The 15,330-nt window shown below is 46.9% G+C and carries 8 protein-coding genes; 1 reads left to right on the top strand and 7 read right to left on the bottom strand.

Translation table 11 applies throughout. From position 1 onward, the window contains the following. Positions 1-12 precede the first annotated feature (12 nt). The 6 genes from treY to AC5I6P_RS13470 all read right to left on the bottom strand — a co-directional run bounded on the left by treY (position 13) and on the right by AC5I6P_RS13470 (position 12,653). On the bottom strand, positions 13-2,808 hold the full coding sequence (treY, locus tag AC5I6P_RS13495; RefSeq protein ID WP_495694285.1) for a malto-oligosyltrehalose synthase: 2,796 nt from the start codon (positions 2,806-2,808) through the stop codon (positions 13-15). A gap of 20 nt (positions 2,809-2,828) precedes the next feature. Further along, complete coding sequence (treZ, locus tag AC5I6P_RS13490; RefSeq protein ID WP_495694284.1) at positions 2,829-4,676, bottom strand: malto-oligosyltrehalose trehalohydrolase; 1,848 nt, start codon at positions 4,674-4,676, stop codon at positions 2,829-2,831. Positions 4,677-4,745: 69 nt separating this feature from the next. Next, complete coding sequence (gene glgX, locus AC5I6P_RS13485) at positions 4,746-6,872, bottom strand: glycogen debranching protein GlgX (protein WP_495694283.1); 2,127 nt, start codon at positions 6,870-6,872, stop codon at positions 4,746-4,748. A gap of 342 nt (positions 6,873-7,214) precedes the next feature. After that, positions 7,215-9,083, bottom strand: coding sequence for an ABC transporter substrate-binding protein (locus AC5I6P_RS13480; protein WP_495694282.1), 1,869 nt, complete (start codon positions 9,081-9,083; stop codon positions 7,215-7,217). Between the two features lie 29 nt (positions 9,084-9,112). Next, on the bottom strand, positions 9,113-10,897 hold the full coding sequence (locus tag AC5I6P_RS13475) for an ABC transporter substrate-binding protein (protein ID WP_495694281.1): 1,785 nt from the start codon (positions 10,895-10,897) through the stop codon (positions 9,113-9,115). Between the two features lie 67 nt (positions 10,898-10,964). Next, positions 10,965-12,653: an ABC1 kinase family protein gene (locus tag AC5I6P_RS13470; protein WP_495694280.1), complete on the bottom strand. Its 1,689-nt coding sequence runs from the start codon at positions 12,651-12,653 to the stop codon at positions 10,965-10,967. Between the two features lie 56 nt (positions 12,654-12,709). Here AC5I6P_RS13470 and AC5I6P_RS13465 point away from each other — a divergent pair, with 56 nt between their 5' ends. Then, on the top strand, positions 12,710-12,901 hold the full coding sequence (locus tag AC5I6P_RS13465) for a hypothetical protein (RefSeq protein ID WP_495694279.1): 192 nt from the start codon (positions 12,710-12,712) through the stop codon (positions 12,899-12,901). 52 nt (positions 12,902-12,953) lie between these two features. Here AC5I6P_RS13465 and AC5I6P_RS13460 read toward each other — a convergent pair whose 3' ends face one another. Continuing rightward, complete coding sequence (locus AC5I6P_RS13460; RefSeq protein WP_495694278.1) at positions 12,954-15,068, bottom strand: GAF domain-containing sensor histidine kinase; 2,115 nt, start codon at positions 15,066-15,068, stop codon at positions 12,954-12,956. Between the last annotated feature and the right edge of the window lie 262 nt (positions 15,069-15,330).

Here is a 15,330-nt window from a genome sequence, read left to right as displayed (position 1 = left end):
AGCTTGTTCAACTTACGCTCTGCTAACCAGCAGCGCAACCGGAAACCGGCTGAGTACGTCACCTACGAGTAAAGCCTCGTTGTGTTGAATAATCTGACCCGTGATCGCATCTTGCCACCCTGAAGACGATTGTGCAGGCAACTTCACTTTGGTATCCGACCAGATTTGGGTTCCGAGTGGATGTTCACCAGGTTGCACGATCGCGGTTAAAAAGCGGGGGACAACGGTGATGAGAGTCGTGCTACCTTCGCTTCTAGCAAACGCAATCACGTGGTCGTGCAGCGCACCTTCGACCTCTAACGGCTGGTAGCTTCCCTTTTGAAACACAGATAGATATTTTGTTCTGGCTTTCAACGCTTGCACCGTCAGAAACAGCTTGATTCTGCCATCTTCTTTCGTTTCTAATAACTCGGTCACAAGGCTAGAAATGTCAGATTGAATTCGCTGTTGAATGTCGTCTAGAAACGCTTGGCGCTGTCCAAAGTCAACAGGGCGACGATTATCTGGATCAACAAGACTGAGATCCCAAAGTTCACAGCCTTGGTAAAAGTCTGGAATTCCAGGCGATGTTATTTTTAATAACGCTTGTGACAACGAGTTGAAAATTCCATAGAACGCCACCTTCTTCTGAAACGGTAGCAGTGACTGAAGAAATGGATTTTCCTCGGACGGCTCAAGCACCGCATCAACGAATCGCATGCAAGCGTCTTCATAAGCAGCATTAGGACGTAACCAAGCCGTGTAAACCTTGGCTTCTCGAATCGCTTTTAACAGGTAATCCTTCGCCCGTTGGGTAAAGCTTTCTTGCTCTTGCTCCAAAAAGGGAAACGCACCGATTAAGGTTTGGTAGAGCGCATACTCGTCGTTGCGATCGGGGAACAGAACATTTTTGACTTTGGTTTTGTGCTTTCGGTTTAGCTCAAGCCAGGTGCGAAGTTGCTGCTGCCATTCATCCGGAATTTCGGACAGGACATTAATGCGAGCGCGAACGTCTTCACCCCGCTTCGTATCATGAGATGAAGTCGCACTCATGGCGTTCGACCAATGCGCCTGACGATACTGGTTGTAGCCGTGAAACTCGGCGATCGCAATGCCAAACCGATCCGGATCGCCTCCTACTTCATTGAGAGAAATCAGTCGGTTATAGACATAAAACGCAGTATCTTCGACGCCTTTTGCCATCAATGGTCCTGTGTATTGCTGCACTCGCATCACAAAATAAAGCCACTGCTCTTTCTCGGTTTGCGTTAGAGAACTGTCATAATCTAGCAGCAACAATTTTTCAATAAAGTTGAGTTCGTTAATCAGCAGAGGGGCTTGCTCTTTGGCAGTTTGAATTACGTCTTGAACGTAGGGGCGATCGCTCTCCAAAACACCGTCTGCTGTGGTGTAAGTCCGATAGATCGAAAAGCGCGTGAGAACCTCTGCGATCGCACGCTTTAAACCATTAATAGTAAAGTCATTTCCGTAACGATATCGACCAGAAATTTTCTTGAGCAAGGACGCTAAATTATCGATATCGCCCGCCAAGTTCTTATCAACAATTAGGTTTTTCTTGTCGAGAACAACCCTCTCAAATGAAGCTTGAAATCCAATAATGTTTTGATAAATCTGATCTAATTTATCTTGATTTTCTGTTTTACAGAAAACGCTATTGACATAGTTCAAATAGTCGTAGCCAGATGTTCCTTGTGTATCCCAAACAGACGGTAAATCTTCTCCAGGTTGTAAAATCTTTTCAACCGTGACGTAGGTATCTCCTACTTTCTCGCGAAGCGAATGCAGATATTGAGTCGGATCATATAACCCGTCAATGTGATCAATTCTTAAGCCTGTAACCGCTCCATCTTTTACGAGCTGAGCGATTAAATCATGAGTGTGATTAAACACTTTTGTCTCATCGACCTTGACCGAAATCAGTTCATTTACGGTAAAAAAGCGTCGATAGTTAATTTCTTCTGCTCCAACTTTCCAATACGCAAGGCGAAAGAACTGTTGAGAGAGTAAGTTGTCCAGAAGATTGAAGCTTTCGGAATTTCCGGTTTCTCCGTTAAAAGCTTGAATGTTTTCATCAACAAAACTTCTAACTTCTGCATTGTCACTATACAGTTCCCACAGCAATCCTTTGACAAACTCAACTTGGTCTTGACGCTGCTTTCCAGTAATGTCAGAAGTTACATTTTTAACCAAATAAAGTATACCTAATAGCTTAATAAAGTTCGGCTCTCGACGACCTAATGCCTTTGCAAGTTTGCCTAAGTTATGAGTGAGAAACGTTCCATAGGACTCTAAATTAAGTGGAATGCTCAAGCTGTAGTAATTAATGCTCAAACCATTCTGACTATACTTTAATTGAATCTCACCATTCTCTAAAGATTCCCCGTAGAAATTACCCAATAGCGGCACTAAAATTGCTTCATCGCTTGATTCAAACGGAGAGTTCCAAGCGACATCAAAATAAGCAACGTAGTCTGAGTTAACGCCATTTTCAAGCAGATCCATCAACCACTGGTTTTCACTGCTGTACGCCATGTGGTTCGGCACGATATCTTGCAGCCATCCCATCTCATGCTGTTGCAAGTCTTTAACTAAAGCATCAAACGATTCTCGTGTGCCAAGTTCAGGATTTAGCCGGGTTGGATCGACAACATCGTAGCCATGAGTACTGCCGGTTGTGGCCTTAAAAATCGGTGAGGCATAAAGGTCAGAAATTCCTAACTGTGCGAGATAGTTCACGATTTGATTCGCCTGCTCAAACCGAAAATTGGCGTTGAATTGAATTCGATAAGTGGCGGTAGGAATTCGCATAAAATTTTAAGGTGTAAGCGTTAGATTTGGTAAAGCACAAAACTCTGCGATCGCACGGTCAATTCTTGATCTGGGTCTAACTTTTCTGGTGATTGAGAGCCGTCTCCCATCCACTTCTTATCGGTAGAATCAAGAAGTTTTCCCCAACCGCTCTCTGGCAGGTTAGGGGCATGAACCACATCATTTTTATTGAAATTCATCAGGCAAAATACTTGATTATCTTCGCTCCATCTACACCACCAAACCAGCCTTTTCTCTTCATCAAATCCTGCTTTTAGGTGAGTGCGATCGCGATTCACTAGCGCAGGAACCGTGTTGCGCAATCCAATCAGATGCTGATACCACAACCACAGCGCACGATGTTTTCCTTCCTTGCGTTTATCCCAGTTCAGCTTGCACATGCCAAACGTCTCTGCTGATTCGGGATCAGGAGGATCACCTTGAGCATGGAACGCCGAAAATTCTCGCTTTCGACCTTCTCTCACCGCATGAATCAAGTCTGAATCGGAGTGACTGACAAAATAAGTAAACGGCGCTTCTTCTCCATATTCTTCTCCCATAAATAGAAGCGGAATAAACGGTGAAAGGATCAGCGCACCAGCCGCTAATTTCAATCCCTCAAACGACGTCAGTTCCGACATTCGTTCCCCTAGCATCCGATTACCAACTTGGTCGTGGTTTTGAATGCACACCACGAATTGGCTCGACGGGCGATCGTGACAGGCATCACCATGAAATCGCTGACGATGCGGCGAATATTTCCAGTCGTAAACAAAACTATCTTGATACGCCTTAGCTAACTGTTCACACTTGCCAAAGTCCTGGTAATAACCAATCTTATCCCCCGTCACCAGGGAATGAAGCGCATGGTGAAAGTCATCACTCCACTGGGCATCCATGCCATATCCACCCCGATCGATGGGACGAATCACCCGGGGATCGTTGGCGTCACTTTCTGCAATTAAATAAAGTTTGCGTCCCCGTTCTTGTGAAAGCGCCTCCACGTTTTCCGCAAGTTCTGCCAGGATATGCTTTGCGCCCAAATCATAGATGGCGTGAACGGCATCTAACCGTAACCCATCCAGGTGATATTCTCGCAGCCAGTACAGCGCGTTTTGAATAAAAAAGTTGCGAATGTGATGGCTATGAACGTGATCAAAATTGACCGCACTTCCCCAAGGCGTACGATAGGAATCGGTGAAATAGGAACCATACTGACTGATGTAATTTCCTTCTGGTCCAAAATGGTTGTAGACCACATCAAGCAGGATTGCCATTCCTTGAGCATGACAAGCATCCACCAATCGTTTGAGTCCGTTCACGCCGCCATAAGAATTCTGCACGGCGTAGATATAGGTGCCGTCGTAGCCCCAGTTTCGATAAGCAGCGGGATCATCTGTCGGGCGCTCTCCCGGAAATTGAGCGATCGGCATCAACTCGATCGCAGTGACGCCTAATTCTTTTAACGTTTGAATGTGCGGAATGATTGCGTCAAATGTTCCTTCAGGTGTAAATGTACCGACATGCAATTCATAGATGATCATGTCTTCTAACGCCACACCTGACCAGTCCTGATCTGTCCACTCAAACGCATGATCAATTACTTGAGACGGACCATGTACTCCTTGGGGTTGCGACTGCGAGGCGGGATCAGGCCGGGCGTCTTGATTGTTTAACTGGTAGAAATACAGCGTTTCTGGCAAAATGTCTTCTGCCGTTACCTGCCAATAATCCCCCTGCGATCGCTGCATGGGAATCTGTTGAGCCGAAGACACAATTTGCACCGACATTGCCTCGACGTTGGGCGACCAAACCGTAAACTTACACTGTCCATTGCCCAGATAACGAGCGCCAACTTGCATGTCCATATTCAGATGTTTGGAGGTGATGCTGGTGTATTGATGATTTACAGACGGAATTTGAATCAGCAGAAGGATCTACTGCAACTGGCGCAAAACGACGATCGACCGACCGATCACAGGGACAGCTTGATTCCCGGTAAAGATGCGATCGTCGGTCACAAACCGGGGTTCCTTCGTGTCAATCAACATCTGCCACTGATCCGCTTGGAATCCTTCTGGAAGCGTAAACTCAATCGTGTCGTAGTGAGCGTTGAAGAATAGCAAAAAGCTATCGTCACTAATGCGTTGACCTTGAGGACCCGGACTTGGAATTTTATTGCCGTTGAGAAACAGCGCAATTGACTTCGCGTACCCCACGTCCCACTGCTCTTGCGTCATCGCTGTGCCATCAGGGTTGTACCAGCCAATATCTGCTTCCGTTCCGCGAATTGACTGACCTTGGAACCATTTGCGCCGCCGAAATACCGGATGCTGACGCCGGAAATAAATTAACTCTCGGCAAAAGTTGATAAACCCATCAGGCTTTTCTTCTAGCGACCAGTGCAGCCAAGAAATTTCACTATCCTGACAATAGGCATTGTTGTTGCCCTGCTGCGATCGCTCTAATTCATCTCCCGCCAGTATCATCGGAATGCCTTGCGACAGCATCAATGTGGTGAGGAAATTGCGCTGCTGGCGATCGCGCAGTTGCAGCACTTCTGGGTCATCTGTTTCTCCTTCGGCTCCGCAGTTCCACGAGCGATTGTGGCTCTCTCCGTCCCGGTTCTCTTCACCGTTTGCCTCGTTGTGCTTTTCGTTATAGCTCACCAGATCTCGGAGCGGGAACCCATCATGGGCCGTGATGAAATTAATACTGGCATTCGGGCGGCGTCCATTCGTCTGAAAATATAGGTCAGGACTGCCGGTTAGTCGGTACGCAAACTCGCCTAAGGTACTGTCTACACTGCGCCAAAAATCTCGCACCGTGTCGCGGTACTTCCCGTTCCATTCTGACCACAGCACCGGAAAGTTACCCACTTGGTAGCCGCCGTCACCTACATCCCACGGCTCAGCAATTAGTTTCACACCCGCTAGAACCGGGTCTTGATGAATGATATCGAAGAACGCGGCAAGGCTGCTCACCTCAAATAACTCTCGCGCTAATGCCGATGCCAGATCAAACCGGAAGCCGTCTACGTGCATTTCGGTCACCCAGTAGCGCAGGCTGTCCATCACCATCTTTAGCACTTGCGGATGACCCATAAACAGGGTGTTGCCGCATCCGGTGAAGTCCATGTAGTACCGCTCGTTGTCCGTCACGGTGTGATAGTAATTGCGGTTATCAATGCCCCGCAGCGACAGCGTAGGACCGAGATGATTGCCTTCACCCGTGTGGTTATACACCACATCTAGAATCACCTCAATGCCCGCTTTATGCAGCGCTTTTACCATGTCCTTAAATTCGTTAACCTGCTCTCCTAGCGAGCCGCTTGCGCAGTATCCCGAATAGGGCGCGAAGTAGTTAACAGAATCGTATCCCCAATAGTTCCGCAGTCCTTTGTCGGCGAGATAGCCTGGATATGCCAAGAAGTGATGCACGGGCATCAACTCAACCGCCGTAATTCCGAGTCGCTGAAGATGCTCGATCGCGGCAGGATGTGCCATTCCAGCATAGGTTCCCCGCAGTTCTTCCGGAACGGCTGGATGGAGTTTTGTAAAGCCCTTGACATGCACCTCGTAAATAATTGTCTCGTGCCAAGGCGTCCGAAGCAGTGTGTCATTTCCCCAATCGTACGATTGATCAACCACCACCGACTTCGGCATCAAGGGCGCGCTGTCTAACTCCGAGAAGGACAGATCTTCTGCGGGATCGTCCCAACTATAGCCAAACAGTTCGGGACCATTACCCACATCCCCATCGATCGCTTTGGCGTAGGGATCAATCAATAGTTTGTTTGGGTTAAACCGATGTCCGTTTTCCGGCTCGTAAGGTCCCTGTACTCGATAGCCGTAGCGCTGTCCTGGTCCGACTCCTGGAATGTAGCCGTACCAAACAAAGTTACTAACTTCCTTTAGTGCCACGCGGGTTTCTTGATCAGATGCATCGAATAAGCAGAGTTCTACCCCCGTTGCATGTTCCGAAAATAGGGCAAAGTTAGTTCCTTTTCCATCCCAATATGAGCCCAGTGGATAAACATTTCCGGGCCAGAGTGCAAGGTGCATAGATTTTATTTTTTATAAAAGTAAAAGCGAGTTGGGCTTTAACGATGTACGTAACTAATCAGGATAACGTTTTGTTACAAAATTGATTCTATCCAGAGACAGAATTGGCACAGTACCGCCCACATTATGTGCGATGAGCACCTACAATTGCGCACCGAAATCTTCAATTTCTCGAAGAAGTCACAGGTCGTCGCACAAATCATTTGCAGGACGAGGCATGCAATTCGCTTTGTCTCCCTGCTAATAAGACTTTACCTTACGCGATCGCAGTTCTTCAAATCGCATCTTCAAATCCCAGAGTCTGCCACAACCCATTTTCACAGGGGATTCTTTAAAGGGACTCTATTTTTGCTGGGTGACTCCAAGTTCTTCAATGTTCCACAAGCCCCAGCTTGGCAGCCCAGAATATTTCAAGCCATCGACGCGATCGCGCACCGCCATTGATGCAGAATCATTCACTAAAAGGATAACGGGCAACTGCGTTTGAACCAGCTCTTGAAACTCCCCGTAAATTTTCTTCCGTTTTAGGGGATCTTGTTCTCTAGCTCCTTCAATAAAGAGCCGATCGATTTCTTTTTCCCACTCGGTCGCTTGCCATCCTTTAAGCTCAGGTTGACCTGTTTGTGGCGCTAAATTGAAATAGTGAGATGCTCCACTTGACATCCAATAGTTGGCTAACCCATGAGGTTCTAACCCACCCGTAAACCCGATGATGTGAGCATCCCAATCGCGAGATGTACTCAATTTCTCGCTCAAAGTATTGAAGTTAACCGTGCTGTAATCAACCTGCATTCCCAGCTTACCGAGATCTTGTCGAATCTGAGCGCCAATACCAACCCGGACTAAATTATTTGAGTTTGTGGTCAAGGTAAATCGGACACGATGACCATCAGAATCAAACAGTTGACCCCTTGCATCGTATTTAAAGCCTGCATTTTTAAGCAGGTCTTTGGCTTTTCCTAAATCATAGTTATACACTTTCAGCCCATCTTTTGGAGACCGAAAAAACGGGCTTTGAACCGAAATAAATGAATTTTGAATAACGCCTAATCCACGATAAATATTGTTGTTAATCCGTTCTCGATTAATGGCATAAGCTACGGCTTGGCGAAAAGCAAGATTATTAAACCAGCGGGATTTAACAAGATCAACAATGGGTTTACCCCCCTTGGTCGCTTGATTTAAGTTAAACGCCATATACAGCACACCCGACCAAGGACCGCCATTGTGGACCTTAAAATCGCCTCGCTTTTCTTCCTTTTTCAACAGCGAAAAATACTCTGGGCGTAATGGGCGAACATCCCCAATAACATCGAGTTCTCTTGAGCGAAACTTCAGCAATTGGGTATCTTGATTTTCAATAATTTGCCAAATGATTCGCTCCGCTTTGGGTAATGCATTGCCTTGCTCATCCTTTCGCCAGTAATAGGGATTGCGCTTTAAGATCATTCGCTGTCCTGGAACGTAAGCCTCTAGTTGATAAGGACCATTCGTGACAATTTGAGTCGGATCAGTATTGGCTGCCCAAGTCGAAATAAATTTAAGATTGCCGTCTTTCCCGCGCGATCGCACCGATTCTTCTAAGGCATGTTTCGGCATAATCAAAATGCCCGTTGGTCCTGCTGTCGCGGCAATCAGCGGCGCAAACGGTTCGGGTAATGTAAACTCTACTCTTCGTTCATCTAGCTTGCGAATCTTTGGAAACACTTTGTTGACGCCAATCTGAATTCCATCCTTCATATCGGTTGGAACATCAGGATTGAAGACCACATCTTGATACGTAAAAATCACGTCATCTGCCGTTAATGGCATTCCGTCCGACCATTTCAAGTTAGGTCTTAAGGTGAAAACAACTTGCTTTTTGTCTTCAGAAATCGTCCAAGACTCGGCTAAATCTGGCTCATATTCGCCAGTCAATCCATTCTCTCTCGTTAGTCCTGCATAGGTGAAGAGAAAGATATTCGGAAAGGATTGATTGTTGGCGTAGTTAAACGTTTGGGGATCGCTCGGCGCTGTTAATACGAGTTGAGAAACTTGGGCAGCTTGAGTTTTGTAATCTTGAGCATTACAGCTTGCTAATGTGAATGGAAGCAAAAGCGCGATCGCAAACAGAAATGCAGCTAGCAATCCTCTGGAGCTTGGCTTTGCCAACCGCGCGATCGCACAAACCCAACGCCAACCTCTTTGAACCCTTGACTCTTCAACTGTCATAACAGGCAAATACCACCAAAGGACGCGATTTACTTATCTTCAATGACTTGCATCTTTGCCACATTCCACATCGTTTGTTCATAACTCAATGGCGATAGTTCAACCCCTTTAACCGTGTTTCGCACTGCCGAGAACGTTAAGGAGTTGACTAAGTGAATCAAAGGAAGCTTTTCTTGAGCAATTTGCTGCATTTTGACGTACAGCGCTTTGCGTTTCGTTTCGTCGTATTCTCTCGCTGCCTGAGTAAATATGCTACCAATTTCGGCTTCCCAGTCGGCAACCACTCGCCCTTGAAGCTCTCCAGTTAAAGGCTTTTGATTAAATAGATGAGATTCACCGTCAGGCTGCCACAAGTTAGCCACACTATTTGGCTCGACATCATTGCCAAAGCCTAAAAAGACGCAATCAAAATCCAAACTATTGGTAATCTTCTCTACCAAAGTCCCAAAATCAATAATTTGTGCATCAACCTGAATTCCAATCTTGCTCAAATCCCCTTTAATCTGCGAAAGCAGGGCTTCGACCGTCCGACTTCCAGAGTTGCCATTAATGGTAAACCGAACTCGATTGCCGCCCGAATCTAGAAGTTGACCTTGAGCATTGTATTTAAATCCTGCCGACTTTAGTAATTCTTTCGCCTTTTGCGGATTATAGTCATACGCTTTCAAGCCTTGTTGAGGAGACAAATAGTAAGGACTTTGAGTTGCAACCGGAGAGTCTTGAGGTTCTGCTAATCCTCGGTAAATGTTGTTGATCATGGCAGAACGATTGATGCCATAAGCAACGGCTTGCCGAAACTCAACGGTATTAAACCAGCGAGATTTAATCGGGTTGAGGAGCGGTTTACCATTGCGTTTTCCTTGATTCAGGTTAAATGCAATAAACGAAGTGCCCGCCGAAGTTCCGCCGTTGTAAATGGTGAAGTTTCCTCGCTTGTCTCCTGCCTTCAGTAGCTGAAAGGATGTTGGACCAATATCCAAAACATCTAAACTCCCCGACCGAAACTGAATCAGCGCGGTGTCACTTGATTCAACGATTTGCGACACAACTCGCTCAATGTAGGGAAGCTGGCGACCTTGTTCATCTTTACGCCAGTAGTAGGGATTGCGCTCGTAAACAATTCGTTGATTGGGATTGTAAGCCGCAATTCGGTAAGGACCATTCACCACAATCTCATTCGGATTCGTTCCCGTTCCCCACGTTGAAATAAATTTTGGGTTCCCTTTCGGATCGTTCTCAACAACGGCGCTTCGTAAAGCGTGGGCCGGTAAAATGGCAGACTGAGCAATGCTTCGCAGAAACGGAGAAAACGGCTCTGGTAACGTGAATTCAACTTGACGATCGCTAACTTTCTTCACAACAGGTAAAGCTCGTGATTCACCGATCGCAAAAACACTCCGAACATTTGTCGGAATTTTAGGATTAAAGTAAATATTTTTAAACGTAAAAATTACATCGTCTGCGGTTAATGGCTGTCCGTCTGACCACTTCAGCCCATCTCGCAGCGTAAAGACAAATTTGAGTTTATCGTCTGAAATCTTCCAGGACTCAGCCAAGCCAGGTTCTAGCACTCCCGCACCTGTTGTATCAATCAGTCCTGTGTAGGTATAACCAAAAATGTTGGGGGACGAATCGTTCATTGCATAGTTAAACGTTTTTGGTCCCGATCCCATCCGAGCAACAATTTGGGTGGTCTGTGCGGCTTGCGTTTTAAAGTCTTGGGGATTGCACGCCGCCACCGCGATCGCAATCCAACCCGCCAAAAACGCAAAGATCCAAAACCGCCAAAACCCTCGACCGGAAGCAGCAATCATATGTCGGATGCAAAAACGTCAAATTGTTCTTGATCTGTTCTACACCCTAAAGTGAATTTCTGGAAAATTACTGATCGATCAATCGATTAATTCGTTCTTGGAGTAAAACGTGAATGAACGACTTAAGCAGCATCACCCCCGACACTGCTGCAATGATGAATGCTGCCACCGCGCCGCCTGCATACGAAGCATTGGTTAGAAGTAGAACTCCAATGAGAGATGAGAACCCAGTCAGAGAGCCATAAATCAGTGTTTTGAGCGTCAGCTTGAGGACTTTGATCGAGCGATCGCGCTCCACCAGCTGCGACTGCATCTGCAATTCTCCCTGCACTAGCCGTTCTTCTAGCCGTCGAATAGCTTGCTGCGTCGAGTTGGGTTTTGTCAGTTGATACGTTACAAAACTTTTTGCTTGTCGCGCCAGTTCTCCCATTCCTCCCCCCTGCGACGCGGGAAGAGTTGCCAAACTTTTGACGAATGGCTTAGCGGCAGCGAGCAAGTTGTACTGCGGATCAAGATCTCGCGCCACACCATCTAAAGTCGTCAAGGCTTTGACAATAAAGGTCATTTTGGCGGGCAGGCGAAACGGCTGCTGCTCAAACACAGTGTATAACTCGTTTCTCAAGCTCTTAAATGCCTGCATCTCAATCGGCTTATCCGCAAATCGCTCGACTAAAACACTGACAATTCGCTTGATGGGAGCCATATCAGACGTCGGCTCGATCAAGCCCATATCAATCATCGTTCGGATCACCTGATCGGTGTCCTTCTTCAGCACAGCAAAAAAGGTCTGAACCATTTGATTCCGATTAATTGGCTGCACTTCTGCCATCATGCCGAAATCGTAAAAAATCAGCTTACCATCGTAGCTAACCGCCATATTTCCAGGGTGCGGATCGGCTTGGAAAAACCCATCTTGCAGCAATTGTTTAAGGTAAGCGCAAATACCTAAATGATTAATTTCTTTAGGGTCGAGCCCAATCGCCATCAAGCTTTGCCGATCGTTGACTTTGATTCCCGGCACATACTCCATCGTTAGCACGCGCCGAGTCGTATAGCGAGGATAAATTTTTGGAACCACTATGCGGGGATGATTGACAAAATTGTGACGAAAGCGATCGGCGTTCATCGCTTCCTGAACATAGTCAATCTCACGCGATAGAAGCTCTAAAAACTCCTGGTGCATCGCTTTGAGATCGTAGTGCTTCGCTACGGGAAAGAAGCGCGTGATCAGGTTCACCAATCGTCCCAGCGCTTGAAAATCGGTTTCAAATAGTTGCTCTAACCCCGGACGCTGAACCTTGACAACAACTTCTTCTCCGGTATGAAGTCGAGCGCGATGCACCTGTCCTAAACTGGCCGCCGCGATCGGAGTCTTCTCAAATTCCTGGTATAACGTCTGAAGCGGATTGCCAAGCTCTGACTCAATGATCGCGATCGCATGATCTGGGTCAAATCCCGGTACTCCATCCTGAAGCCGCCCTAACGCCTTGACATACTCTAGCGGCAGCAGGTCAGCGCGAGTCGAAAGCGCCTGCCCCAGTTTAATAAACGTTGGACCTAAATCAAGCAACGTACCAACTAGCCACTGAGCACGGCGATTTCGATGAGCTGAAGAAAGCGTTGTCGAGTTATGGTCGCACCACAAATAGTAGGCAAGCTTACTTACCGCCCTCGAAATGTCCACCTGCCGAGCCAGTGGAGATGATGAGTGCCGTTGCCAGCGTAACGATTGGGGTGCAGCCGTGGTTTGTAACATAACTTCAAGTATTATACCCAACCAAGGCGGGCAATTTGTAGTCAAATTTGATCGTATTGCCAAGCCTTCGAGATACAAAACTCGCAGGTCGAGGGTTAAATCCCCAATCTAGCTGCACTCTAAAGTGTGATTTCACACTCTGCATCACCTCAACAGGGTACGGATTAGCGATTGGCGTTGCCAAGCTCCGAAGGATCGCTCAACGCTTTGCCGCAGCAACGATCAAACGGGAAGCCGCTTTAATCTAGATCATTCACCGCATTGCCACGGTATTGATCAGCTACGAATTACAAATTATTTTTACTCACCAAGGTCAAGGTTTTGCGGCAACAAAATGGTAAAACAGGTTTCGTAAGATTGAGACCCATCCATTGGCAGACTTGAGGCTGTGATTGTTCCGTTTAGGTGCTGGACTAAACTCTTCACTAGAGCAAGCCCTAAGCCTGTACCTGAAACCGCATTTTTTGTCATTCCTTGACAGCGACGGAACTTATCAAAAATATGAGGTAGCTCTGCTTCAGAAATACCAGAGCCAGTATTTGACAACATCACTTGAATTCGTTGTCCAGGCAGCCCTGATATTTTCAGGAAGATAGTGCTATTCGGATCAGCATATTTTCCAGCGTTGGTCAGCAGTTCCAACAAAATTCGGTTAAAGCTCGCTACATCTGTATTAAACTTCGGCGATCGCGGCGGCAAGTCCATTTCTAATTTCAGACCCTTAAGCGCCCAACGCTGATGGAACGATTGCACCAAATCTTGAATCGCTGAATTAAGATTGACTTGCTGAAACTGGAAGGCAACCTGTTTCGTTTCTAATTCTTGCAGCGCTAATAAATCGTTGATCAGGCTGGTCTCTTGGGCACACTGCTGCTCCAAAATATTGAGATACTGCTGACGCCGCTCTGGCGATAAATTTGCTTCCCGCAGCATCCGAATTGCCAGCATCATGCTAGTAAGCGGTGTCCGCAGTTCATGACTTAGCGTACTGAGAAATTCATCCATTCGTTGATTCATTTCCCGTAGCTTCTCAATTTGCCGACGAGTAATCTCGTACAGCTTAGCTTGAAGCTCTAAGCTCTGCTGAAGCTGAGCTGTCCGCTCCTCAACGAGTGATTCAACTTGTCGAAGCGTCTCTTTTTGCAAAATTGCTGAACTCACTTGAGCCGCGACCAATTCAACGAGTTCGACTTCTTCTTGCAGCCAAGTCCGGGGTTGACGCTGCTGCAATGCAATGAACCCAAGTAGGCGACTTTTGCTCTCAAGCGGAACTAGCATCAAAGAAGCCATTGTTTCAGGATCGAAGATCGGAGCGATGCTAGTCGTCTCGGTCAGCGCCGGAAAAGCAGACTTGTTTGAGAAGGTGAGAAATTCCTCTGTGCTGTTGAGGGCTGTTTGGCAAATCACACACTCCGACGCCCAAAACGATTGGCTCAACGGCAGTACCGCCTCTAAGCCTTCCGAGCTAGACAGTTCTAACGAGCTGTGCTGCCAGTGGCAGTCGACGATCACTCTTGCTTTTGGAGGAACGCGATCGACAATTCGCAAGCTTTGCCTAGGATCCCAATACTTCAATCGCAATAAGAATGCACGTTCGGCTCCGAGCGCTTGTGCAGTTCCTCGAATGGCAAGTTCTGTAATTTGTGGCAGTTCAGCAGAATTTTGAATCGCCAACGTAACTTGTCGCAGTAACGTTTGGTACTGAGCTTGCCTGTGAACTCGTTGCTGCAATAAAATCTGCGAAATTGCAACGGCTACTTGATCAGCAATCGTGTTGAACGTATTTACTTCAGCTTCTGTCCAGTAGCCAGGCGAGCAATCAGAAACTGACATGAGCGATCCTTGGGAGCCTCGCAATAAGCTAACTACTGCATTCGTCTGACCTTGACACTGAGTTGCTAGACTAATTAGTGTTCCTGAGCTGTCGCCATGCTGTAGCTCTAGAGTAAATACATCAGTAGATTCCTCAAATCTGGCTGCGATTTTTTCAAGATTGCCTTCCGCACTAATCGCATGGTGATGAGATACGATTTCTGGCAATGTAGTGGCGATCTGCGAATTAGAAAACCAGTAGATCAACTGCTCAGACACGGTAGAGCTTGCTTGCACCGAAATAACACACCCTGCTGCGCTAAAGGTTTGGCTTAACGTTTCTGCAAGGCTAAACAAGGCACACACAGGCGCAGCGGTTGCTACAACTTGCATCAGCCGTCGCGCTGCCATCACCTCTAATGAGCTATGGCTAGACGGACTCGATAATGAGTGCGATGCCGTCGGCTCGACGGGATAGCTAGATAGCAAAGGTACATAATCAGATTGAACGAGAAGAATGTCTTCTCTAGGATTTAGGGAGTCCATGACTCGTCCTATTACTTCTTGCAATTCTGGCTGCGATCGCGAAATTCTTGCTTGCATCCTGTCATATGCCCGTGCTTACAGTACCTTCGAGTCAACTCACCTTCAAGTCAGGCTGGCAAAGTAGCTGTTAGCGACTAGAGAAAAGTTGGCATTGTTAAAGTTGGTACCTTTTTACCTACGCCTCTTTAGTCATGCTCCTTGCTTTCAGGTTACCGCGTGCAGACATGAAGAGTATCCGTAAATTCGCGTGATTGAAAACCTAAAAGACAAAATAAAGTCAGGAGGTGTAGGCGACGGGGAGAGACAGGGCATGAAGCGA

Source organism: Myxacorys sp., from assembly GCF_059501405.1.
This window is presented reverse-complemented; position numbering and strand designations above follow the sequence as displayed.